The 22,654-nt window shown below is 68.9% G+C and carries 27 protein-coding genes; 16 read left to right on the top strand and 11 right to left on the bottom strand.

Annotated elements, in window-relative coordinates:
• Positions 1-16: 16 nt before the first annotated feature.
• Together ACWZHB_RS05400 and ACWZHB_RS05395 are read right to left on the bottom strand one after the other, a co-directional pair.
• Entirely contained in the window at positions 17-838 is an 822-nt protein-coding gene (locus ACWZHB_RS05400; RefSeq protein WP_427906822.1) for a TIGR02234 family membrane protein, read from the bottom strand.
• Positions 835-2,373: an anthranilate synthase component I gene (locus ACWZHB_RS05395; RefSeq protein ID WP_427906821.1), complete on the bottom strand. Its 1,539-nt coding sequence runs from the start codon at positions 2,371-2,373 to the stop codon at positions 835-837. Before ACWZHB_RS05395 ends, ACWZHB_RS05400 begins: the two co-directional genes overlap by 4 nt.
• A 134-nt stretch (positions 2,374-2,507) precedes the next feature.
• Between ACWZHB_RS05395 and ACWZHB_RS05390 the strand changes: the two genes are divergently transcribed.
• The 6 genes from ACWZHB_RS05390 to ACWZHB_RS05365 all read left to right on the top strand — a co-directional run bounded on the left by ACWZHB_RS05390 (position 2,508) and on the right by ACWZHB_RS05365 (position 6,485).
• A complete protein-coding gene (locus ACWZHB_RS05390; protein ID WP_427906820.1) occupies positions 2,508-2,783 on the top strand; it encodes a hypothetical protein in 276 nt (91 codons plus the stop codon).
• Between the two features lie 72 nt (positions 2,784-2,855).
• Complete coding sequence (locus ACWZHB_RS05385) at positions 2,856-3,326, top strand: peroxiredoxin (protein ID WP_427906819.1); 471 nt, start codon at positions 2,856-2,858, stop codon at positions 3,324-3,326.
• A gap of 87 nt (positions 3,327-3,413) precedes the next feature.
• Complete coding sequence (locus ACWZHB_RS05380; RefSeq protein ID WP_427906818.1) at positions 3,414-4,064, top strand: TetR-like C-terminal domain-containing protein; 651 nt, start codon at positions 3,414-3,416, stop codon at positions 4,062-4,064.
• A 181-nt stretch (positions 4,065-4,245) separates the two neighbouring features.
• Complete coding sequence (locus ACWZHB_RS05375) at positions 4,246-5,175, top strand: NmrA family NAD(P)-binding protein (protein WP_427906817.1); 930 nt, start codon at positions 4,246-4,248, stop codon at positions 5,173-5,175.
• Between the two features lie 125 nt (positions 5,176-5,300).
• A complete protein-coding gene (locus ACWZHB_RS05370) occupies positions 5,301-5,873 on the top strand; it encodes a permease (protein WP_427906816.1) in 573 nt (190 codons plus the stop codon).
• Between the two features lie 144 nt (positions 5,874-6,017).
• Positions 6,018-6,485 (top strand): MarR family winged helix-turn-helix transcriptional regulator, encoded by a 468-nt coding sequence (locus ACWZHB_RS05365; RefSeq protein WP_427906815.1) that lies wholly within the window; start codon positions 6,018-6,020, stop codon positions 6,483-6,485.
• On the opposite strand, the gene hisI is transcribed toward ACWZHB_RS05365, so the two are convergent.
• Both hisI and ACWZHB_RS05355 read right to left on the bottom strand, forming a co-directional pair.
• Positions 6,482-6,826 (bottom strand): phosphoribosyl-AMP cyclohydrolase, encoded by a 345-nt coding sequence (gene hisI / locus ACWZHB_RS05360; RefSeq protein ID WP_427906814.1) that lies wholly within the window; start codon positions 6,824-6,826, stop codon positions 6,482-6,484. The genes ACWZHB_RS05365 and hisI overlap by 4 nt on opposite strands.
• A complete protein-coding gene (locus tag ACWZHB_RS05355) occupies positions 6,823-8,112 on the bottom strand; it encodes a PucR family transcriptional regulator (RefSeq protein WP_427906813.1) in 1,290 nt (429 codons plus the stop codon). Before ACWZHB_RS05355 ends, hisI begins: the two co-directional genes overlap by 4 nt.
• A gap of 141 nt (positions 8,113-8,253) precedes the next feature.
• Here ACWZHB_RS05355 and ACWZHB_RS05350 point away from each other — a divergent pair, with 141 nt between their 5' ends.
• The 7 genes from ACWZHB_RS05350 to ACWZHB_RS05320 all read left to right on the top strand — a co-directional run bounded on the left by ACWZHB_RS05350 (position 8,254) and on the right by ACWZHB_RS05320 (position 14,985).
• Positions 8,254-9,012 carry an ABC transporter ATP-binding protein gene (locus ACWZHB_RS05350; RefSeq protein WP_427906812.1) on the top strand — a complete coding sequence of 253 codons (759 nt, stop codon included), beginning with the start codon at positions 8,254-8,256 and terminating at the stop codon, positions 9,010-9,012.
• Positions 9,009-9,758: an ABC transporter ATP-binding protein gene (locus ACWZHB_RS05345; protein ID WP_427906811.1), complete on the top strand. Its 750-nt coding sequence runs from the start codon at positions 9,009-9,011 to the stop codon at positions 9,756-9,758. The genes ACWZHB_RS05350 and ACWZHB_RS05345 overlap by 4 nt, the downstream gene beginning before the upstream one ends.
• A complete protein-coding gene (locus ACWZHB_RS05340) occupies positions 9,755-10,633 on the top strand; it encodes a branched-chain amino acid ABC transporter permease (RefSeq protein WP_427906810.1) in 879 nt (292 codons plus the stop codon). Before ACWZHB_RS05345 ends, ACWZHB_RS05340 begins: the two co-directional genes overlap by 4 nt.
• Positions 10,630-11,670, top strand: a complete 1,041-nt coding sequence (locus ACWZHB_RS05335) for a branched-chain amino acid ABC transporter permease (protein ID WP_427906809.1) — start codon at positions 10,630-10,632, stop codon at positions 11,668-11,670. Before ACWZHB_RS05340 ends, ACWZHB_RS05335 begins: the two co-directional genes overlap by 4 nt.
• Positions 11,660-12,916: an ABC transporter substrate-binding protein gene (locus ACWZHB_RS05330; protein WP_427906808.1), complete on the top strand. Its 1,257-nt coding sequence runs from the start codon at positions 11,660-11,662 to the stop codon at positions 12,914-12,916. Before ACWZHB_RS05335 ends, ACWZHB_RS05330 begins: the two co-directional genes overlap by 11 nt.
• Positions 12,917-12,992: 76 nt before the next feature.
• Positions 12,993-13,739 carry a hypothetical protein gene (locus ACWZHB_RS05325; RefSeq protein WP_427906807.1) on the top strand — a complete coding sequence of 249 codons (747 nt, stop codon included), beginning with the start codon at positions 12,993-12,995 and terminating at the stop codon, positions 13,737-13,739.
• A gap of 88 nt (positions 13,740-13,827) precedes the next feature.
• Positions 13,828-14,985 carry an acyl-CoA dehydrogenase family protein gene (locus ACWZHB_RS05320; RefSeq protein ID WP_427906806.1) on the top strand — a complete coding sequence of 386 codons (1,158 nt, stop codon included), beginning with the start codon at positions 13,828-13,830 and terminating at the stop codon, positions 14,983-14,985.
• 7 nt (positions 14,986-14,992) lie between these two features.
• Here the strand turns inward: ACWZHB_RS05320 and ACWZHB_RS05315 are convergent, their stop codons facing one another.
• Entirely contained in the window at positions 14,993-15,931 is a 939-nt protein-coding gene (locus ACWZHB_RS05315; RefSeq protein ID WP_427906805.1) for a TIGR03564 family F420-dependent LLM class oxidoreductase, read from the bottom strand.
• Positions 15,932-15,989: 58 nt separating this feature from the next.
• On the opposite strand from ACWZHB_RS05315, the gene ACWZHB_RS05310 reads away from it, so the two are divergent.
• Positions 15,990-16,139, top strand: coding sequence for a hypothetical protein (locus tag ACWZHB_RS05310; protein WP_427906804.1), 150 nt, complete (start codon positions 15,990-15,992; stop codon positions 16,137-16,139).
• On the opposite strand, the gene hisF is transcribed toward ACWZHB_RS05310, so the two are convergent.
• From hisF to ACWZHB_RS05285, 5 genes are all read right to left on the bottom strand, one after another.
• Positions 16,126-16,929 carry an imidazole glycerol phosphate synthase subunit HisF gene (gene hisF / locus ACWZHB_RS05305; RefSeq protein ID WP_427906803.1) on the bottom strand — a complete coding sequence of 268 codons (804 nt, stop codon included), beginning with the start codon at positions 16,927-16,929 and terminating at the stop codon, positions 16,126-16,128. The genes ACWZHB_RS05310 and hisF overlap by 14 nt on opposite strands.
• A gap of 5 nt (positions 16,930-16,934) precedes the next feature.
• Positions 16,935-17,756 (bottom strand): inositol monophosphatase family protein, encoded by an 822-nt coding sequence (locus tag ACWZHB_RS05300; protein WP_427906802.1) that lies wholly within the window; start codon positions 17,754-17,756, stop codon positions 16,935-16,937.
• Positions 17,757-17,764: 8 nt separating this feature from the next.
• Positions 17,765-18,496 carry a bifunctional 1-(5-phosphoribosyl)-5-((5-phosphoribosylamino)methylideneamino)imidazole-4-carboxamide isomerase/phosphoribosylanthranilate isomerase PriA gene (gene priA / locus ACWZHB_RS05295; RefSeq protein WP_427906801.1) on the bottom strand — a complete coding sequence of 244 codons (732 nt, stop codon included), beginning with the start codon at positions 18,494-18,496 and terminating at the stop codon, positions 17,765-17,767.
• A gap of 114 nt (positions 18,497-18,610) precedes the next feature.
• The gene (locus tag ACWZHB_RS05290) at positions 18,611-18,952 is read right to left on the bottom strand and encodes a hypothetical protein (RefSeq protein ID WP_427906800.1); all 342 of its coding nucleotides are present in this window, start codon (positions 18,950-18,952) and stop codon (positions 18,611-18,613) included.
• Between the two features lie 56 nt (positions 18,953-19,008).
• Positions 19,009-19,494, bottom strand: coding sequence for a carboxymuconolactone decarboxylase family protein (locus tag ACWZHB_RS05285; RefSeq protein WP_427906799.1), 486 nt, complete (start codon positions 19,492-19,494; stop codon positions 19,009-19,011).
• Positions 19,495-19,661: 167 nt separating this feature from the next.
• On the opposite strand from ACWZHB_RS05285, the gene ACWZHB_RS05280 reads away from it, so the two are divergent.
• Positions 19,662-20,561: an RNA polymerase sigma-70 factor gene (locus ACWZHB_RS05280; protein ID WP_427906798.1), complete on the top strand. Its 900-nt coding sequence runs from the start codon at positions 19,662-19,664 to the stop codon at positions 20,559-20,561.
• A gap of 55 nt (positions 20,562-20,616) precedes the next feature.
• On the opposite strand, the gene ACWZHB_RS05275 is transcribed toward ACWZHB_RS05280, so the two are convergent.
• The gene (locus tag ACWZHB_RS05275) at positions 20,617-21,219 is read right to left on the bottom strand and encodes a maleylpyruvate isomerase family mycothiol-dependent enzyme (RefSeq protein WP_427906797.1); all 603 of its coding nucleotides are present in this window, start codon (positions 21,217-21,219) and stop codon (positions 20,617-20,619) included.
• 182 nt (positions 21,220-21,401) lie between these two features.
• Between ACWZHB_RS05275 and ACWZHB_RS05270 the strand changes: the two genes are divergently transcribed.
• Positions 21,402-22,637 carry a DUF2786 domain-containing protein gene (locus ACWZHB_RS05270; RefSeq protein ID WP_427906796.1) on the top strand — a complete coding sequence of 412 codons (1,236 nt, stop codon included), beginning with the start codon at positions 21,402-21,404 and terminating at the stop codon, positions 22,635-22,637.
• Positions 22,638-22,654: the final 17 nt, after the last annotated feature.

Here is a 22,654-nt window from a genome sequence, read left to right as displayed (position 1 = left end):
GCGGGGGTGCTGCTGGTCACTTGTTCTCTCCGGCCGGACCGTGGTAGGCGCCGGGGGTATCGGAGGTGTCGGTCGGGTCGGTCCCCGCGTCGAGCGCGTCCCACAGCACTCGGTCCGACAGTGGCGCCGCCGATCCGGTCTCCGTGTGCTGCTTGCTCACCGCCGCGCTGGCGTCGGCCCGGCGGAACACCGGGTTGTCGTATTTGTCGGAGGCCTCGGCGCGTTCGCCGGTGCGGCGGGTGAGCAGGATGCCCGCGGCCAGTGCCAGGCACGCCGCGAAGATCGACAGGATCGCGGGACCGAGGTGGGTGTCGGCGCCGCTGACCACCGCGCGCACCGGCAGTTCGGCCAGCGTGCCCGCCCGCTCGGCGGTCTTGCCCGCGCCGACCGCCAGCGCGAAGCCCGGTACCGCGGCCGCGGCGGCGACCACCGAGATCACCACCCCGAGCAGCTGCCGCAGCACTCCCTTGACCGCGAACACCGCCGCGATCGAGGCGACCAGCACCAGGGCAAGTGGGGTGAGCGCGCCGAACCACACGCCACCGTTGAGGTCGTCGGTGCGCGGTTCGGTGAGCCCGTCGGCCGAGTGCACCGTCACCCACGTCATCCGCGAGGAGGCCCACAGCCCGGCTGCCGCCAGCGCGAGCAATACGACCGCGACGACGGGCTTCGCGGCCGGAGCGGGCGCCACACCCGTGGCCGCGGTGGAGTCGGTGCGGTCGGCAGGCTGTGACGTATCGCCGGACGTGTTCGGACCATCAGGGTGGACTTCCGGCGCAGCCGACTCCTCGGCGCCGACGGGCCGACCGGTGCGTTCTTCTCCTGATTCGGCCGTCACAGGTGCCCGCCTTCGTAGGTGCGCAGGGTCTGCGCCGCCGCGATCGCCTTGAGTACCGCCATGGCCTTGTTGCGGGCCTCGGTGTCCTCGTAGACCGGATCGGAGTCGGCGACCACGCCCGCGCCCGCCTGGACGTAGGCGGTGCCGTTCTTGAGCAGGGCGGTGCGGATGGCGATGGCGGTGTCGGCGTCGCCCGCGAAGTCGAGGTAGCCGACCACACCGCCGTAGACGCCGCGCCGGGTCGGTTCCAGCTCCTCGATCAGTTCCATCGCGCGCACCTTCGGCGCACCCGACAGCGTGCCGGCTGGGAAACAGGCACGCACCGCGTCGAGCGCGATCTTGCCCTCGGCGAGCAGCCCGGACACCGTCGAGACCAGGTGCATCACGTGGCTGTAGCGCTCGACGTGACGGTACTGGGTGACCTTCACCGTGCCGGGACGGCAGACCCGGCCCAGATCGTTGCGACCGAGGTCGACGAGCATCAGGTGCTCGGCGTTCTCCTTCTCGTCGGCGAGCAGGTCCTTCTCGAGCAGGATGTCGTCCTCGGCGCTCTCGCCGCGCCAGCGGGTGCCCGCGATCGGATGTGTCGTCGCCACCCCGTCTTTCACGGTGACCAGCGATTCGGGACTCGAGCCGACGATGGAGAACGCGGTGCCACCCTCGCCGTCGGGAATGTGCATCAGATACATGTACGGGCTCGGGTTCGAGGCTCGCAGCATCCGGTAGACCGCGAGCGGCGACCCGGTGTAATCCATTTCGAAGCGCTGCGAGAGCACCACCTGGAAGGCCTCGCCCGCCTCGATCTCCTTGATCAGGCGGTGCACGCCCGCACCGAATTCCTCGGTGGTGCGCCTGCGCAGGAATCGCGGTTCGGGCTGGTCGAAGACCGACACCGTGGAGGGCGCGGGGGTGGCCAGCGCGGCGGTCATCCGGTCGAGCCGGGCGACGGCGTCGTCGTAGGCGGCGTCGACCCTGGAGTCGGTGCCGTCCCAGTTCACCGCGTTGGCGATGAGGGTGATCGCGCCTTCGTGGTGGTCGAACGCGGCGAGGTCGGTGGCCAGCATCAGCACCAGTTCGGGAAGTTGCAGATCGTCGGCGGCGAGTTCGGGCAGCCGTTCGATCCGGCGTACCGCGTCGTAGCCGAGATAGCCGACCATGCCGCCGGTGAGCGGCGGCAGGCCGGGCAGCCGCTCGGTGCGCAGCAATTCGAGGGTCTCGTGCAGCACGCGCAGCGGGTCACCGCCGGTGGGCGCGTCGACGGGCACCGTGCCGAGCCAGGCGGCTTCGCCGTCGACCACGGTGAGCGCCGACGGACTGCCCGCGCCGATGAACGACCAGCGCGACCACGAGCGCCCGTTCTCGGCGGATTCGAACAGGAAGGTCCCCGGCCGGTCGCCCGCCAGTTTGGAATAGGCCGAGAGCGGAGTTTCGGAGTCCGCCAGCACCTTTCGGGTCACCGGGACGACCCGGTGCTCGGCGGCGAGCAGCCGGAACTGTTCGCGGGTCGTGGTGGTTGGTGTCGACGCGCCCTGCATGGCCCCATCATCCCAGGCGTGCCGCCGCCGACGCGCGCGGACCCGACCCCCGCGCCGAATCGGGCGGTGACCGGCATCACTACACTCGCGCGCGTTCCATGTCGCATGCGGTTATCCCCTTTCCGAGAGGAGCAATGTTGTACCCCTCGCACCAGGGCGCACAGGAGGGCCGGCTGGCCATCCCGTCGCAGCAGCACTACGGCCCCGGCCAGCAGTCGGCCACGAGCGCGCTCAATTCGTTCGTCACCTACGCCAAAGCCATCCAGGATCTCGACAAGAAGAACTTCCCCGACGAGTACGCCGGGCACAGCGACCGCATCCGCGAGCTAGAACCGCTGCTGCGCGCGCACGGCATCCTCGACGTGATGCAGATCCGCAATCCCGACGTCGCGGCACTGCTCGGGCAGTAGGCCCGCAGGTCCCCGTTCGCGCCCGCGAGCGGGGATCTTCCCTACTCGGCCGCCGGTCGTTACTGTCTGGGCATGCAGCCAGGCCAGCGCGCTCCGCAGTTCGAGCTCCCCGATCAGTCCGCCCAGCTCCGCTCGCTCGACGGCTTGCTCGCCGACGGCCCGCTGGTGCTGTTCTTCTACCCCGCCGCCAATACCCCCGTGTGCACCGCCGAGGCCTGCCACTTCCGCGACCTGAGTGGTGAATTCGCCGCGCTGGGCGCCACCTGTGTCGGCATCAGCACCGACAGCACCGAGGTGCAGGCCGGCTTCGCCAGCAAGCAGCGCCTCGACTACCCGGTGCTGTCCGATCACGACGGCGCGGTGGCCGCCGAATTCGGCGTCAAACGTGGCCTGCTCGGCAAACTCGCCCCGGTCAAGCGACACACCTTCATCATCGACACCGACCGCACGATCCTGAAGATCGTCACCGGCGAACTGCGTGCCAACGTCCATGCCGACGAGGCACTGGCCTTCCTGCGCGAACGCAGCACCACGCCCGAGTAACACCTGTCCATGGTCCGCCCCGCGGCCTCCCCGGACAGGGCAGGATGGCGGCCGAACGGGCGAAGCGGATGCAGTACCGTCGTGCGTATGACCAGGTCGACCCGCCCCACCGGACGCCAACGTCCCAGTGGCGCTTTCGGGCCGGTCCGTGACGAGACCCGGAATGCTCGCATCATCGAAGCGGTCTTGGACCTGATCGTCGAGAGCGGGTACGCCGACCTCACCATGGGTGCGGTCGCCGCGCGCGCAGGGGTGGCCAAGGCCACCGTCTATCGTCGATGGGCCTCGCGCGAGGACCTCGTCGCCGACGCCCTGGAGAGCATCATGATCCCGGCTGTCCCGGCCGGGGTGCCGACCGCCGGGACACTGCGCGAGGACCTCATCGCCACGCTGACCAACAGTTCCGCGTGCCTGCGGCCCCGGGAGCGTCGCTTCTCGGCGGTGCTGGCCGCGGCGACCGCGTCTCACCCACAGATCGCCGACACCTTGCGCGAGCGGTACATCGCCGTGCAGCGCGAGGGGATCGTCTCCTGTCTGCACCGAGCTCGAGAGCGCGGCGAAATCACCGCGGACCGGGTTGAGCGTCTGCTGGCGCCGCACAGGCTGGAGATCGCCGCGGCCGTCGGCGTGCTGGTCCTGCAGGAGGACTTGCTCGGTGCCGTTCTCGACGTCGAGGGGATAGCGCGCCTGGTGGACCAGGTCATGCTGCCCCTCGTCGGCACCACCTCCACCGGCTGAGGCCCTACCCGCCGGTTCATCGATTCCACGTCATATCTGTTCGGCCGATTGTCGCTCGGCCTGCGCTCAGGCATGCCCATCAACTAGGTACACCGAAGACTCGATACTGTAGAGTCTCTAGTTGATGGCCGTTCGCGCCCGCGTGCCGATGAATCGTGACCAACAGAAAGCAGGACCTGGTATGCCGACCAACGACAAGGCGAAAGTGCTGATCACCGGGGCAACCGGAATGCAGGGCGGCGCCGCTGCCCAGGCGCTGCTGCGCGCCGGTCATCCCGTGACCGCGTTCGTGCGCGACCCCTCTTCGGCCCCCGCCCAGGCGCTCGCCGCGCAGGGCGTTGCCCTCGCGACCGGAGACCTGGAAGACCCCGCGTCGCTCGAGGCCGCCGCAGCCGGACACGATGCGGTCTTCTCCGTGCAACTGCCGGGCGTCGACCCGGCCGACCCCGGCGCCGAGCAGCGCCAGGCTCGCAATATCGCCACCGCCGCCAAGCGGGCCGGCGTGACTCAGATCATCCACACCTCCGTCTCGGCGACCGGGTGGCGCACTCAATACCCCGACATCGACATCACCGACTCCGGGATGGAGGCGTACTGGGACGAGAAGGAAGCCGCCGAAGAGGCGATCCGGCAGGCAGGCCTGGAGCGCTGGACCATCCTCAAGCCCGCCTTCTTCATGGACAACTACCTCCTTCCCTCCAAAATCGCTTTCATATTCCCCGAGCTGCCGCAGGGCGAGCTGGTCACCTCGGCGAGCCCAGAGGCGGTGTTGGTGATGACCAACACCGACGACTTCGGCGCGGCGGTCGCTGCTGCCGTGGCCGATCCCGACACGTTCCACGAAGCTGAGATCGAACTCGGCGGCGACGCGCTGACGCAGAACGAAATCGCCGACATTCTCGCCAAGGCCACCGGCCGCGAGATCACTGCCGTGTTCATCTCCTCGCAGGAGCAGGAAAAACGCGCCGGTACGCCCACGGCGTGGAGTGATACGTGGACCGACCGCGTCGGCTACCCCGCACGCCCCCACCACGCCGCCCGCTACGGCCTGACCACGACGTCCCTCGAACAGTGGGCAGCACAGCAGGACTGGCACTCCCCGGCTTCCTGAACTGGGCGCGGCGATTTATCGCTCCTCGGCCACACGGCTGCGACTTCGACTAGTGACCACACCGGTCGGCGAATCGCCGGGCGACGGACCGACGCCCGGCGTTCCGGCGCACTTACGCTGGGCAGATGACAACCGGCGAGGTGCAGTCGAGCGGTCAGAAGTCCACCGCTGTCGTGTGGCGTAACCGGGCCATCTTGGCCCTCGCCACGGTGGCGGTCCTGGTGATCGCCTATTTCATCCTGTCCTCGTTCATCCCCCGATGGTGGGCCCAGCGGCTGGCCAACACCGTGCAGGGCAGTTTCAGCGCGGGCATCTGGTGGGGTCTGGTGTACGGGATCGTGTTCACCCTGCTACCGCTGCTGCTGGTGATATTCGCGGTGCGGGTCTGGAAACGCAAGGGCGGCAAGTTCATGGCGGGCGCGGCGGTGATCATCGCCTTGGCCTGCGCACTGCCGAACCTGATGACTCTGACGATCGTGCTCGGTGGCAACAACGCCGCACACGCCGGTCAGCGAATTCTGGATGTCGACGCGCCCGCCTTCCGCGGCGCCTGCCTGGTCGGCGCCATCATCGCCGCGGTGCTGTTCGTCGTGGTGGTCGCGCTGATGGGCAAGCGGGGACTCAGCCGTCACAAGGCCGCCAAGGCCGCGACACCGCCGCCGGAGCCCACCGTGCCGCCGATGACCGGCGACCGGTAACCCGCACCGGCACTCCCGCGGTGATGTGAGTGACCTCACGACCACCGCCAACTCGCGGACGTCACAGCGACGTCGTGGCAAACTCTGTGCTGTGCGCGCCTCACTCCACCATGTCCGCCGTCCGGCCGCGAGGCAGCTCCGGCGATGACTCAGTGGCTCGACCCCGTCGAACAGCGCGCATGGCAGGCGATCGTCGCGCTCATGACCCGGATTCCCGGCGCGTTGGACACCCGGCTGCAACGCGAGTCGGGGCTCACCCATTTCGAATTCCGGGTACTCAGCCTGCTGTCGGAAGAGGCGGGCCATCGCCTGCAACTGAGTGATCTCGCCCACAAAGCAAATGCGTCGCTATCGCGGTTGTCGCACGTGGTGTCGAAGCTGGAACGCCTCGGCTGGGCGCGACGCGACACCACCGCGGGCAGGCGGGGTGTGTACGCGGTCCTCACCGACGCGGGTTTCGAGAAGGTGATCGAGGCCGCCCCCGGCTATGTGGACGCCGTACGCAGCCTCGTTCTCGACGGTCTCACCGATAAGCAGACCGCGCAACTCGCGGTGCTCGGCGAAGCGCTGTCGGACCGGCTGAATCGGGCCCTGGTCGACGACGCCGACTAATCGGCGGCCAGCAGCACGTCGGTGTCGAAGCAGGTGTGGGTGCCGGTGTGGCACGCCGCGCCTTCCTGATCGACGATCAGCAGCAGCGTGTCGCCGTCGCAGTCCAGGCGCACTTCGTGCACGTACTGGGTGTGGCCCGAGGTCTCGCCCTTGACCCAGTACTGCTGACGCGATCGTGAATAGTAGGTCGCCTTGCGGGTTTCCAGCGTGCGGGCCAGCGCCTCGTCGTCCATCCACGCCATCATCAGCACGTCGCCGGTCGCCTTCTCCTGCGCGACCGCGGCGATCAGTCCGTCCTCGGTGCGCTTGAGGCGGGCGGCGATGGCAGGGTCGAGGCTCATGCCTCGTTTATAACAGCAGCCAGTTCGATCGCCACCAGCAGTTCGACGAGGTCGTTCACGCTGCGCACGTTGCGACCGGTGAGCTCGGCGATCCGGCCGAGCCGGTACTTGGCGGTATTGAGGTGAATGTGCAGAGTGTCGGCGGCCTCGCGCAGATTCATGTCGGCGGCGGCGAACGCGCGGATCGTCTCCGCCAGCGTGCCGCCGCGAACCCGGTCCTCGGCCAGCGCGCTGCCGATGCGCGGGTCGACCAGCTGTCGGGTGGTGTCATCGGCGCGCAGGAGCAAGTATTTGAAGGGGGTGAGCTGCGGTAACGCGAGTACCCCTCCCCCTTCGGGCAGGAGTTCGAGCGCGGCTTGGGCCTGCCGGTAGGCGCGCGGGATCTGAGCGACCTCGGTGACCGCGGTGCTCACACCGACGGCCAAGGTGATGCCCTCCGCGCCCAGTTCGTCCTGTATCGCGCGCAGCCGCTCACACAAGCCGTCGGCCGCCGCGCCCGGACGCAGCGCCGGCACGGCGACGATCTCCGAGCCGCGCACCACCGACAGCGTCCGCAACCCGTTGACCGTGCACCGCGCCAGCGCCGCGGACACCAATTGCCTTGCTTCACTGAGCTTTTCGGTCGAATCCTCGGTGCGCTCCGCTCGGTCGAGTACCACCGCGGTCACCACGACCACGGGCGTGGTGCGCTCGGCCCCGATGCCGTGCGCGGTGGCCACCGACAGATGCGGACCGCTCGCGGGCAGCGCGCCGTCGAGCAGCGCGTCCATCAACGCCTGGGAGTCGCGACCGGATTCGGCGGCCACGTACTGCTGGAATTCCAGATACGCGTCGGTCGCCTGGGTGCTGATCAGATCGGTATAGCGCGCCAGCGGCCCCGCCAGCGACAACACCGCCGCCTGCCCGGTCTCGGAATCGCCCGCGTGCGCGAGCAACGTCTTCCACATAGCCCGCTGGCCGAGGCGGAAGGCGGCGATGTAGTCGACCAGCGGCAGCCCGGTGCGGGCCCGTCGCGCCGCGGCCTGCCTGGCGTAGGCGACATCGGCCGGGCAGACGCGTCGACGCTCGAGCAGCGCGCCGAGCCCGGTGCGGCTGAGCCGCGCCAGCTGATCGTGCACATCGTCGAGCACACCGGGACCAGCGGAGGCGTACCCGGGCAGCTGGACGAGGATCTTGGCCATCACATCGTCGGCGATCTCGTCGGCGTGTGCGTAGGCGCAGCCCGCAATCCGCCGACGCTCGGCCTGCACCTGCTCAGACTCGGCCGAAACGGATAAACGTGACACAGCTGACATGTTTCGGGAGTGTGCATGCGCGCGCCCACAGTGTCAACCACGTCACACTGTCCGCAGCGGACGAGCGGCGGCTGCGTTCTTGGTCCGCAACGTCCAATGTGGGCTCCGACCTGCGGTCTTAGTGTTTGCCGCATGCTCGAGATAACCAACCTGACGGTGCGCTTCGGCGGCATCACCGCCCTGCAGGACGTCGGGTTCACGGTCGCTCCCGGCGAAATGGTCGGCCTGATCGGACCCAACGGCGCCGGCAAGACCACCCTGTTCAACTGCCTGACCCGGCGCAACCGGCTGACGTCGGGCACCATGCGCTACCGCGATACCGATCTGTCGACGGCGCGCCCGGACGCGCTCGCCGGACTCGGCATCGCCCGCACCTTCCAGAACCTCGGCTTGTTCCCCCGCCTCTCGGTGCGCGAGAACATCCTCGTCGGCGCGCATCACCGGGCCTGCGCGGGCTTCGTGTCGGCGGGGCTGCGGTTGCCGAAGGTCCGCAAGGAGGAGAAGGCGCTGCGCGTCGAGGCCGACGAACTGCTCGAACGCCTCGACCTGACCGCGGTCGCCGAGCATCCAGCCGCGGGCCTGCCCTTCGGCACCCTCAAACGCATCGAACTCGCCAGAGCGCTGGCGGTGCGACCACAACTGCTGCTGCTCGACGAGCCGGTGAACGGCCTGAGCCACGGCGAAGTGGACGAATTCGCCCAGCGGCTGCGCGCCCTGCAGGCCGACCTCGCGCTGACCGTGATCGTCGTCGAACACCACATGGGTTTCGTGATGGGCACCTGTGATCGGGTGATCTGTCTCGAGTTCGGCCAGGTGATCGCCGAGGGCACACCGGAAGCGGTACAGCAGGATCCGGCCGTCATCCGCGCCTACCTGGGAGCTTCGGCATGAGCGAGCACTGGCCGACCGCAGACGACGCGTACCTGGTGGTCACCGACCTGCACGCCGGGTACGGTGCCGCGAAAGTCCTGCACGGCGTGAGCTTTTCGGTCGCACAAGGCGCGGTATGCGCGATCCTCGGCCCGAACGGCGCGGGCAAGACCACCCTGCTGCGCGCCCTGTGCGGGATGATCAAGGTGCGCGGCAGCCTGCTCCTGGACGGTGACGAAGTGTCCGGTCGCGCACCGGAGACGATGGCGCGCCTCGGTGTCGCCCATGTGCCGGAGGGGCGCGGCACCTTCGCCCCGCTCACCGTCGAAGAGAACCTGCGCCTCGGCGCCTACCCCCGCCGTGACCGCGCCGCCGTCGACACCGACCTGCGCCGCGTCTACGACTACTTCCCGATCCTGCGCGACAAACAGCGCGACGCCGCGGGCGGCCTGTCCGGCGGCCAGCAGCAGATGCTCGCCATCGGCCGGGCCCTGATGCTGCGGCCCCGCCTGCTGCTGCTCGACGAGCCCTCACTCGGCCTCTCGCCGCTGGTCACCCAGGAGTTGTTCGGGATCGTCGCCACCATCAACGAAGAGGAACGCACCACGGTGATCGTCGTCGAACAAAACGCCCACCTCGCGCTCAATGTCGCCCAGCAGGCGCACGTCCTGGAAACCGGGCGCATCGTCTTGTCGGGCACCGCCGAGCAGATCCGGGCCGATGAGCAGGTCACCCGCTCCTACCTGGGAATCCAGGTGAAGCCGTGATCGAATTCCTGCAGCAACTCGTCGAGGGACTCTCGGCGGGCGCCATCTACGCGGGCCTCGCGCTGGCCCTGGTACTCATCTACCGATTCACCGGAATCGTCAATTTCGCCCAGGGCGAGCTGGCCATGTTCTCGGCGTTCCTGGCCTGGCAGCTGAGCCAGATCATGCCGTTCTGGACGGCGCTGCCGCTCACCTTGGCCATCTCGTTCGCCGGCGGCATGCTGATCGAACGAGTGGTGATCCGTCCGGTCGAGGGCGCACCCGAGATCACCCTGGTGATCGTCACCGTCGGACTGTTCTTCACGATCCACGCCGCCGCGGGCTGGATCTGGTCGTATCAGACCAAGTCGTTCCCGAACCCCTTCCCGGAGGGCGCTTTACGTGGTGGCGGCCTGAGTGTGGGCTACGGCAGCCTCGGCATTCTGCTCGTCGTCGCCGTGGTCATGGCACTGCTGTATCTGCTGTTCCGCTACACCAGGATCGGGCTCGCGATGCGGGCGGTGGCGTGTAACCCGCAGTCGGCCAAGCTCGTCGGCATCCGGGTCGGCACCGTGCTCGCGCTCGGCTGGGGTCTGGCCGCGCTGGTCGGAGCGGTGTCGGGCGTGCTGTCGGCACCGCTGCTGTTCCTCGAACCCAACATGATGGGCGGGGTCCTGATCTACGCCTTCGCGGCGGCGACGCTGGGCGGGTTCGACTCCCCCGGCGGCGCGGTGGCAGGCGGTCTGATCGTCGGCGTCGCCGAAACCCTCACCGGCGCTTACGTCGACGCGATCGGCACCGAACTCAAGATCGGTGTGCCGCTGGTGATCATCCTGGGCGTGCTGTTGCTGCGCCCTCAAGGCCTGTTCGGACACGCGGCGGTGGAACGAGTATGAGCGAAGTGAACATTGCGGCAAGGCCTTCGGCTACCCCGGTCGCGAAACCGATACTGCACCGGCTGAATACGGTGCGCTGGCCACTCGTCGCGATCGGCGTGCTGCTCCTTCTCGCCTGCCTCGCCCCCTTCCAGTTGGTGCCCTTCCATACCTTCCAGCTGGCCATGGCGATGATCTACGCGGTCACCCTGCTCGGGCTGAACCTGCTGGTCGGCCACACCGGCCAGATCTCGCTCGGTCACGGCGCCTTCTTCGCCATCGGTGCCTATACGGCCGCGATCGCGATGGAACACTGGGACACACCGTATTTGGCGACCATTCCGATCGCCGCGGCCGTCACCTTCGCCCTCGGCTTCGCCCTCGGGGTCCCGGCGCTGCGGCTGCGCGGGCTGTACCTGGCACTGGTCACCCTGGCCATCGCGATCTTCCTGGTGCCGCTGCTCAAGCGGTTCGACGGACTCACCGGCGGTTCCATGGGACTCACCGTCACCAAGCCCGTCCCGCCCGCGTGGACCGGGCTGGCCGAGGACCAATGGCTGTACTTCCTGGCACTGGCCACCACCGTGGTGAGCTTCGTGCTGGTCGCCGGGATGCTGCGCTCCAGGGTCGGGCGCGCGCTGCACGCGGTGCGCGACAACGAGATCGCCGCCGAGGTACTCGGAGTGAATCTGGCGCACTACAAAACGCTCGCCTTCGCCTGGAGCGCGCTGCTGGCGGGCATCGCGGGCTGTGTCTACACCTGGGTGATCGCGTTCGTCTCGCCCGACTCCTTCGCGCTCACACTGTCGATCACGCTGCTGGCCGGACTGGTCGTCGGCGGACTCGGCACCACCTGGGGCCCGCTGCTGGGCGGACTGTTCGTGATGTTCGTGCCCAGCTTCGCCCAGGACGTCAATCAAGCCGCCCCCGGCGTCATCTTCGGACTGCTGATCATCGCGGTCATGTACCTCGCACCGAAGGGTTTGGCCGGCCTGGCCACCCAGTGGTCGCAATGGCTCGGACATCGTGTCCGGAAAGGGAAAACTCATGCGCACTAGGGCAATCCGCTCCATCGGCGTGACGGCCGCGCTCCTCGCGACCCTCACCGCGTGTGGCGGTCGCGGCGAGGAGACCGGCTCTGTCGGTCAAGGCGACTGCAAGGGTCAGCAGACCACCGGTATCACCGACAGCACCATCAAGCTGGGCGGGGCGTACCCGCTGTCGGGCCCGGCCTCGGCTTACAGCGAGGTGCCCAAGGGCGCCAAGGCCTACTTCGACTACATCAACGCCGAGCAGGGCGGCATCGACGGCCGCAAAGTCGAGTACATCGTGCGCGACGACGGTTACCAACCGCCCAAGACGGTCGAGGAGACCCGTCGCCTGGTCGAACAGGACCAGGTGTTCGCGGTCTTCCAAACACTGGGCACGGCAACTTCTTCGGCGGTCACCGACTACCTCAACCAGCGCAAGGTGCCGCAGGTGTTCGTCGCCACCGGGGCCAACAAGTTCGGTTCCGCCACCGAGAACCCGTGGACCATGGGCTGGCAGCCCAGCTATCGCACCGAGGGTCTGGCTTACGCGCAGTACGTGAAGCAGCAGCGACCGAACGCGACCGTAGCGGTGCTCTACCAGAACGACGACTTCGGCAAGGACCTCCTGGCGGCGTTCACCGAGGGCGTCGCGGGCAGCGGGGTGAAGGTGATCGCCGAGCAGAGCTTCGAGGTCACCGACCCCACCGTCGACGCTCAGGTCCGCAACCTGGCGAACTCGAAAGCCGATGTGCTGCTGAATTTCTCGACACCGAAGTTCGCCGCGCAGGCACTGGCCGCCGATGTGCGCAACGCCGACTGGAATCCGTTGCACGTGCTGGCCGTGGTGTCCAACACCATGGCCACCCTGCGTCCGGTCGGGCTGCCCAACGTCCAGGGCACGGTGACCGCGGCGTTCCTCAAGGACGCCGCCGACCCGCGCTGGTCCACCGACACCGGCATGCAGACCTACCGAGCCAAGCTGACGCAGTACGCCCCCGGCGCCGATCCGGAGAACCAGCACGCCATGGCCGGATGGACGATGGCCGAGAGCTTCCGCAAGACCATGGAAGCGGCGAAGTGCCCCACCCGCGAGGGCCTGCGTGACGCGATGCGCTCGCTCGACAACGTCTCCGCCGACCTGATGCTGCCCGGCATCTCGATGAAAACCGGTCCCCAGGACGGCTATCCGCTCGAAGCCGTCGGCATCCAGACCTTCGTCGGCGAGCACTGGTCGCTCAAAGAGGGCGGCCTGATCGACACCAGCGGCAAATAGTCGCTGCCCCAACCGTTGCGCAGCGCATCCCAGCGTGCGCGGCCTGTCCGAAAACACCGATCGATGAGGTTCGAAGATGAGAATGTCCACCACCTTGGCCACGGCGGCCATGACCGCGCTGGCCCTGTGTGCCAGTACCGGAACCAGCCACGCCGATCCGGCTCCCCAGACCGAGGTTCGCTACGAGGTCAGCAGGCAGGGTGACACCGCGGTGCTGTCCACCGACGGCAAACTGCAGGTTGTCGACGGCCAGTTGGTACTCACCACCGGCGCCGACACCCCGGTCGCCGCACTGCCACTGACCTACCGCATGGACGACAAGGTGTACCCGATCGCGGCCACCATCGACGGCGGCAAGGCGACCCTGACCCCGTCTCGCGAGGGCGGCACCCCGGTGGCCCCGGCGACGAACCTGATCACCCAGGACGTGGCCGCGCAGCAGATCGCCGAGTCGTTCACCCCGCGTGATCAGGCCGCCCTCGGCGTGCTCAGCCAGCGCCTCGGCGTCGGTGGCGCCGTGGCGGCCATCGTCGGCGCGGTGGTCGGCGGCGGCATCGGTTGCCTGGTCGGCGGTGCCGCGGGCGCGACCATCGCCAGCCCGGTGATCATGCTGCTGGTGCCGTGGGTCGGCGCCACGGTGGCCGGTTGCGTGCTCGGCGCGGCCACGCTCGGCGCGGTCGGCACGATGATCGGGCTGGTCACCGTCGGTGGTCCGCTGGCGCTGTTCTCGGCATACCAGTACTTCTCGACGATTCTCGCGCCGTGCCCGGCCGACCTCGGCGCCTACTGCAAGGATCCCGCGGTCCCCACCCCGCCGAAGTAGTCCCAACGCACCGCCGTCTCGCCGGCCCGCCCGATCAACTCGTCGGGCGGGTCGGCTCGTGGCCTTTCCGGCCGGTAAGGAATCCTTCATGCGCAGAACAGTTTTCGATGCCGAGCACCGCGCCTTCCGGGCGGCGATGCGCGCGTTCATCGAGGCCGAAGTCGTGCCGAGTTTCGGCAAGTGGTACGACAACGGACTGGTGCCGCGCGAATTCTATTACCGGCTGGGCGAACTCGGGATTCTCGGCATGGAGGTGCCCGTCGAATACGGCGGCTCCGGCCTGGACTCGTTGCGGTACCGGGCGGTGCTCACCGAGGAGATCGCCCGCGCCGCGGTATCCTTCGGTGGCGCACGCGCCCATGTGTCGCGCTGTCTGCCGCTGATCACCGACTTGGCGACCGCCGAACAGCGGCAACGGTGGTTGCCCGGATTCGTCACCGGCGAAACGATGTTCGCGCTCGCGGTCGCCGAACCGGGCACCGGGACCGAACCGTCGGATATGCGGACCACCGCGCCGTTGTCGCTGGACGGCACCGAATATCTGCTCAATGGTTCGAAGACCTTCGTCGTCGGTGGTGTGCACGCCGACCGCGTCATCGTGGTCGCGCGCACCGCGGCCCCGAACAGCGAAGACCCCACCTACGGCCTGTCGCTGCTGGTCGTCGACGCCGCCGCGCCCGGCTATCGGGTCGGCCGCGCGCTGGACACCCTCGGCCGAAAGGTCTCGGGCACAGCCGAACTCACCTTCACCGATGTCCGGGTACCGGTCACCGATCGCCTCGGCGACGCGCACCGCGGCGATGCCCACCTCGCCGCGCAGCTGCCACGGGAACGGCTGACCATCGCGGTCGGCGCCCACGCACAGGCGGGCGCGGCGGTCCGGTTCGCGCACCGCTTCACCGCCGAGCGCACCGCGTTCACCCACTCGGTGGCGGGCTTCCAGAACACCAAGTTCGAACTGGCCGCCTGCCGTGCCGAGGTCGACGCGCTGGAGGCGGTCGTCGACCGCGCCCTGGCCGCCCACGACCGCGGCGACCTGACCCCCGCCGATGCGGCCTCGGCCAAGATGTTCTGCACCGAGTCGGCGGGCCGGGTGATCGACCGCTGCCTCCAATTGCACGGCGGCGTCGGCTATCTCGCGGACTCCCCCATCGCCCGCCTCTACGCCGACCACCGCATCGACCGCATCCTGGGCGGCACCAGCGAAGTCCTGCGCACCACCATCGCCGCGGACATGGGACTGTGAGGGTGGTTCAGCGAGCGCGGTTCAGCTCACCGAGCAGCCGCCAGGTGCGCTGCTGGTCCTCGGGCGTGGTCAGGTCGGTCTGCGAGAACACCACATCGGTGGCGCCCGCGGCGAAGTAGTCGGCCACCCGCGCGGCGACTGTCTCCTCGTCACCGATCACCACCAGCTCGGCGGCCCGCTGCGCGCCCGACAGCGCGACTACCCGCTGATAGGACGGAACCGTGTCGTAGAAGGCAGTTTTCGCCTCGGCGACACGCTGTGCCTCGGCGACGTCGGCGGTCACGACGCCGGGGACCATCGCGACGACGCCGGGACGCGGCCTACCCGCCGTCGCCGCGGCGGTGGTCAACGGCGCGACAATGTGCTCGGCCAGTGCCTCGGGACCGACCAGGAAGGGCAACGTGCCGTCGGCCAGTTCCCCGGTGGCCTGCAACGCTTGCGGCCCCATCGCCGCGACCAGCACCGGCACCGTCGGGTCCGCCCCCGCGACCGCCGTGGGCATCGGACTGGCGGCGGTCACTGTCTCACCACGGAAGTCGACCTCCCCGGTATCGAGAATCGACCGCAGCGCCGTGAGGAACTCGCGCAATCGGAGGGCAGGCCGATCGAACGGCCCGCCGAACGCCTGCTCGGACAACGACCGAGCGCCCAGCCCCAACCCGAGCACGAACCGCCCACCGGCCGCCGCCTGCGCGGTCTGCGCCTGACTCGCCACCAGCAACGGATGCCTGCCCGGCACCGGCACCACCGAAGTCCCCACCTCGATCCCCGGCACCGCCCGACCGATCAACGCCGACAACACAATCGAGTCAGTGCTGAACGTCTGCCCCAACCACACAGAACTCAACCCGACCTCGGCGGCCGCGCGGCCGAGGTCCACGGCCGTGTCCACAGCATTGGCGGACTGATCGAAGGCAAAAGGGGACAACGCGATTCCGAAACTCATCCCCGAACCAACATCGGCGCCACCAGAATCCATCGCAGTCGCCGCACGATGATTCCAAATGACGGCGGGCTCCGATGACAGCATCGCGGATTCGACAGCCAGGATGGGGGCTGCCTACGGCACAATGGGATTCGTGCTGCCGCGCGAGATCGTCTCCGACGCCGCGCTGTCGCGTCTGCGCGCGGGCTCACGGGTCAGCGGACGGTGATGCCGTCCGCTCGCATCGCATCCTTGACCTGACCGATCGTCAGATCGCCGAAGTGGAAGACGCTCGCGGCGAGCACCGCGTCGGCTCCGGCGTGGACGGCAGGAGGGAAGTGTTCGATCGAGCCCGCGCCACCGCTGGCGATCACCGGTACGCGGACCGCGGCGCGGACCGCGGTGATCATCGGCAGGTCGAAGCCTGCCTTGGTGCCGTCGGCGTCCATCGAGTTCAGCAGGATCTCGCCCACGCCCAGTTCGGCGCCGCGGATGGCCCATTCGACGGCGTCGATGCCGGTGCCGCGCTTGCCGCCGTGAGTGGTGACCTCCCAGCCGGAGGGGGTGTCGGGCTGGCCGTCGGGGACGGTGCGCGCGTCGACCGAGAGCACGATGCACTGGGCGCCGAAACGCTGCGACATCTCGAACAGCACTTCGGGGCGCGCGATGGCGGCGGTGTTCACCGACACCTTGTCCGCGCCCGCGCGTAGCAGCCGGTCGACGTCTTCGACCGTGCGCACGCCGCCGCCGACGGTGAGCGGGATGAAGATCTGCTCGGCGGTGCGGGTCACCACGTCGAGCATGGTGGCGCGGTCGCCGGTCGAGGCGGTGACGTCGAGGAAGGTCAGCTCGTCGGCGCCCTGGGCGTCGTAGGTCGCGGCCAGTTCCACCGGGTCGCCCGCGTCGCGCAGGTTCTGGAAGTTCACGCCCTTGACCACGCGGCCCGCGTCGACGTCGAGGCACGGGATCACCCGGACCGCCAGCGTGCTCGCCGCGGTGGTTTCGGTGCGCGGTGTCATGGGGTTCACCCTCGTTCTTCTTCGCTGACGGTACAGATCATTTCCAGCAGTTCCTGGTGCACGCCCGGTGCGGCGGCCAGCACCGAACCGGAGGTGATCGTCCACGGCGCGCCCGCCAGGTCGGTGACCACGCCGCCCGCCGCGCGCACCAGCGCGACCCCCGCCGCGTTGTCCCACGGGTGGTGCCCGAAAACCACCGCGCCGCCGAGCGCTCCGGAGGCGGTGAACGCCAGGTCGATGCCGGTCGCGCCGTGCATGCGCACACGCGAGGACAGCCGGCTCAACGCACCGAGCAGATCGAAGCGGAACTGGCCGGGGATGCGACCGGCCGAGTCGAGGTTGAAGGCGCCGAACCCGATCATCGAGTCCGACAGTTTGGCCGGTTCCAGCGGCGGCAGCGCCACGCCGTCGAGATACACCGGCCCGCCGGATACCGCGGCATAGCGGCGGCCGAGCATGGGCAGCCAGGTCAGGCCGATCACCGGCTCGCCTTCGTGCACCAGCGCCAGCAGCGTGCCCGACATGGGGTGACCGGAGGAGTAGTTGAAGGTGCCGTCGATCGGATCGAGCACCCAGGCCGTGCCGGAGGTGAGCGCGGGCCCACCGAATTCCTCGCCGTGCACCGCGATCCCGGTGCGCTGCTGGAGTTCGGCGGAGATGGTGCGCTCCAGCTCGAGATCGAGTTCGGTGGCGAAGTCGTTGCGGCCCTTGGTCACCGCGCTCGGCGCGCCGAGCCCTTCGACGAAACGCGGCACCACCCCGTCCAGAACCTGGGTGGCGACGGTCAGCAGGTCGGTCAGTTCGGCGGTGCTCAGCGCGGCGGTCATCGGCGGTGTCAGCGCACCGCGGCCAGAGCTTCGGGCAGCGTGAACCGGCCCGCGTACAACGCCTTGCCGATGATCGCGCCCTCGACCCCTTCGTCGGCCAGGCCCGCGATCGCGACGAGATCGTCGAGCACCGAGATCCCGCCGGAGGCGACCACCGGCGCCTCGGCCGCGTTGGCGACCTCGCTCAGCAGCTCGAGGTTGGGGCCGGTCAGCGTGCCGTCCTTGGAGACATCGGTGAGGACATAGCGCGCGCACCCGTCGCGCTCGAGTCGTTCGAGCACCTCCCACAGGTCGCCGCCGTCGGTCACCCAGCCGCGGCCACGCAGCCGCCACTGCCCGTCGATCTGCTTGACGTCGAGCCCGACCGCGATCCGGTCGCCGTACTCACCGAGCACCCGCGCACACCACTGCGGATCCTCGATCGCCGCGGTACCGATGTTCACTCGCGCGCACCCGGTGGCCAGCGCCGCCTTCAGTGAATCGTCGTCACGGATGCCACCGGACAGCTCGACCTTGACATCGAGTTCACCGACGACCTGCGCGATCAGCTCCCGATTGCTCCCCTTGCCAAACGCCGCGTCCAGATCGACCAGATGCACCCACTCGGCCCCCGCCTGCTGCCACGCGAACGCCGCGTCACGAGGCGACCCGTAGCTCGTTTCGCTACCGGCCTCCCCTTGCACAAGGCGCACGGCCTCACCATTGGCGACATCGACAGCGGGCAACAGCACAAGACTCACGCGACCAGACTAGTAGGTCTGCCCACCGGACCACGCAACGGTCCACCGCGGCGCCGTGTCGATGCGCGCGTGCGCCCGCCCGGCCGTGACGCGGCCGGACGGGCGGGTCCCGCCTCAGTGTCCGGTCGACACCAGATGCTGGTCGTCGGCGGCGGCAGCGGTGTTCGCGCGACGGGTCAGCAGCAACAGCAGTGCGGTGAGCAGACCGACCGCGGCGAAGATCGCGGTGGCCGCGAAGCCCGCCTGGAAGCCGTCGGTGCGCGCCTGGAAGCCCGGGTCGGGGGTGCAGGCGAAGGCCACCGACGAGGCGACGGCGATGCCGAGCGCGGCACCGATCTGGAACGCGGCGTTGTTGATGCCGGAGACCAGACCCGATTCCTCCGGGCGCGCACCGGTCAGCGAAGCGATGGAGGCCGACCCTCGACGACTGCGGCCGCACCGCCGCGGGGTAGTCACCTGTTCGGGACAGGCCGGATCCGATGAGCCCGGCCTGTGACGACTCCCCGACTCGATCAGCCGGCCACGGCTTCGAACATGCCGGGCTCATAGGAACCGCCCTGCTGACGCAGGATCACCCCGAGCCGATTGGCCGCGTTGATCTGGGCCACCACGGCAACCAAGGCGGCGAGCTGCTCGTCGTCGTAGTGCTGACGCGCCTGGGCCCAGGTCTCGTCGGACACACCCCGCGCGGCGTCGGCGACACGGGTACCTTCCTCGGCCAGCGCCAGCGCCGCCCGTTCCGCGTCGGTGAACACGGTCGATTCGCGCCATGCGGCAACAAGATTGATCCGCGTCGCGGACTGGCCGGCGTGAGCGAGGTCCTTGCTGTGCGCGTCGGTGCAGTAGCCGCAGCCGTTGATCTGACTGACGCGCAACATCACCAGGTCCTGGGTGGCTTTCGGCAGCGTCGACTGCATCAGCGCCAGGCTGGCGTTGCCGAATCGCTTGCTGAACTTGGCGCCGACCTCGGTGTCGAAAAGGTTGAATCGGGCTTCCATGACGGGTTCCTCACTGGTAGTGCTGGATCGGACGACCATGAGACGAACGCGACCGGAGCTCCGTAACACCCGGTCGGCGTGACGCACGCCACTGCGGATCGGTGTTACGCCACGGCGGCGGCCGGCGTCTGGTGTGCGACACATCCGAGCGGAGACAGGAGCTACCCATGGCGCCGCGGACCACGCCCGACGACACCGCGACCGCGGTGTTCGTCGCCCATCGCAATCTGCTGTTCACGGTCGCCTACGAGATGCTCGGCTCGGCCGCCGACGCCGAGGACGTGTTGCAGGAGACGTGGCTGCGGTGGGTGGGCGTCGACCTCGATACGGTGCGGGACCAGCGCGCGTATCTGGTCAGGATCACGACCCGCCAGTCACTCGATCGGCTGCGAACGCTCGGCCGGCGCCGGGAGTCCTATGTCGGTCCCTGGCTACCCGAACCGCTGCTGACCACGCCTGACGTGGCCGAGGACGTCGAGCTGGCGGAGAGCGTCTCGATGGCCATGCTGCTCGTCCTCGAGACGCTGGCGCCGATCGAACGAGCGGTGTTCGTGCTGCGCGAAGTGTTCGATCTGCGCTACGACGAGATCGCCGACGCCGTCGACAAGAGCCCTGCCGCCGTCCGCCAGCTGGCCTACCGGGCGCGCGCCCACGTCGCGGCCCGCCGACCGCGCGGGATCGTGTCCGCGAGCGAATCCCGCGATGCGCTCGCGGCGTTCCAGCGGGCGATCGAAACCGGCGATCTGCGGAATCTGCTCGACCTACTCGCGCCGGATGTCGTCTTCCTCGGTGACGGCGGCGGAATCAAGCAGGCGGCGCTGTCGCCGATCGTGGGCGCCGACCTGGTCGCCGCCTTGCTCACCGCCAGTGTGCCGAGGATCGGCGCCGAGATGACCGTCGAACCGGCCCAGCTCAACGGCCACCCCGCCCTGATCCTGCGCCGCGACGGCGCGATCGACACGGTCTTCGCGGTCCGCGTCGACGACGGCCTCATCACCGGGCTCTACTCCGTGCGTAATCCCGACAAGCTCTCGCGGACGCAGACGGCGACCGCTCTTCGGCGCTGAGCGAGAGTTATTGCCCCGGTGAACTTTTCGCGGATTCCGAGAAGGGTCGAATCGTTCAGCCGAGGCGGCGGCGGAGTTCGGGCAGGCCGTCGCCGGTGAGGTCGTCGAGGGCGACGGTGCGGCCGACCACGGCGAGCGCGATGGCCTCGCCCGGGCCCCGGACTTCCGGGCCGTTGCCCGAGGACCAGGTGACATCGGTGGCGACGAAGCGCAGGCCCTTGGTGTATCTGCCGGGGAAGGCGAAGGGGTCCGGGTAGGAAAGGACAGCGGTGAGACGATCGGCGGGAATGGTGCGGGGGCGGCCGAGCGGGCGGCGGATATCCTGGTGGTGGACCACCAGGTCGGACAGCATCAGCCGGGGTGAGAGCTTCGACAGTCGACCCGCCTCGTTGTCGAGCTTGTCCACCATCTGCGCGGTCGGCAGCGCCGAGAACGACTGCGCGATCGTGTTATTGGTGCGATTCACCGACCCGAGACTCTTCACCACCACTCCCGCGTAATTCAGCGGACTCAGCGTGTCCTGCAGCATATGCCCGACGACATCGCGCACTCTCCACCCCGCACACAGCGACGGCGTCTCCCACTCCTGCTCGCTCAAACTCCGCAGCAGTGCGATCAGTTCGGCCCGTTCCTCGGTCAACATCCCCCGGTAGCTCATATCGCCACCTTATGTCCGCCCGCTGCGCACCGAATCCACCCACAGTCGGATTTTGTCGGGCCGGACACGACTACGACGCCGAGAGCATCACCCCGCCTCCCCCGCTAGGACGATGCGCGACAATGGACGGCCGCGAACTTTCGCGCCGCTGCCCATCCCCGTCACGAACAGGACCCTGCCTCTTGGCCAAGCAGAATCGTCGACGTCGCACGGGCCGTAAACCGGCAGCCGCTCCCGGACTTCCGGTCGACGCCGCGCTCTCGGGTGACGTGGCGCAGGTCGCCGACGCGATCGCGACGGTGGCCTTCCTCGCCGCCCAGGGCGACAAGAACGCGATCGCGCGGTTCGTCGAACAGGTGGCCGGCGCGGAGTTGACCGCCGGAATGCAGCTCGCCGGGCAGCGAATCATCGCCCGCGCCTTCGAGTTCGGCTGGTTACCCGCCGACATCCACGAGGCCGCGCGCAGGCGGGTGGACGAGTTCGCGACCGGCTATCTGGCGGACCTGATGGCCGAGCATCTCGCCGAGTTCCCCGCCGAATCCGTCGACGAGATCTGGCAGTCGCAACTGGGCGAGCTGGCGGCCACGGTGTGGTGGACGGCCGACCGCCCGCACCTCGACCAGTGGGCCGATCGCCGATTGCTCACCGGAGCGGAGGCCCTCACCGCAGCCCTGAGCGCCCTGAGCCTGCTCATCCAGCTCCCGAAACTCGAGCAGATCCTCCCGCTCCCCGGCACCCGCGGACAAACCACCACCCACCACCACGTCGACGAAAAGACCCTCGGCCGAGTGCGCGGCCTCCTCGCCAAAGCCGAGTCGACCTCCTTCGCCGAAGAAGCGGAAACCCTCTCCGCCAAAGCGCAGGAACTCATGACCAAATACGCCATCGACCGCGCCCTACTCGACGCCGAGCGAGCCGACCCCGACCTCCCGGCCGCCCGCAGAATCTGGCTCGAAACCCCCTACACCGACGCCAAAGCCCTGCTCATCGACATGGTCACCCGAGCCAATCGCGCCCGCGCGATCTTCGTCGCCGACTGGGGTTTCGTCACGATAGTCGGCGACGACCTCGACCTCGACGCCGTGGAGATCCTGTCCACCTCCCTGCTCGTCCAAGCCACCCGCACCATGATCGACAACGCCACCACCGAGGAATCCCGCTCCCGCCACTACCGCAAGGCGTACCTCACCGCCTATGCCACGAGAATCGGCGAACGCCTCGCCAAGGCCGCCGAGGTAACCATCGCCGACGCGCCCACCCACCTGCTCCCAGCCCTGGCCTCCCACCGACAACGAGTGGACAAAGCCTTCGACACCTACTTCCCCACCGCCCGCACCCGAGGCATCACCATCCGCAGCGCCGAAGGCTGGACCGCGGGCACCGAAGCCGCCGACCAAGCGCACTTCGACAATCGCTGACCATTCGCGCCCAGCTG

The sequence above is a fragment of the Nocardia sp. FBN12 genome (assembly GCF_054031145.1).
This window is presented reverse-complemented; position numbering and strand designations above follow the sequence as displayed.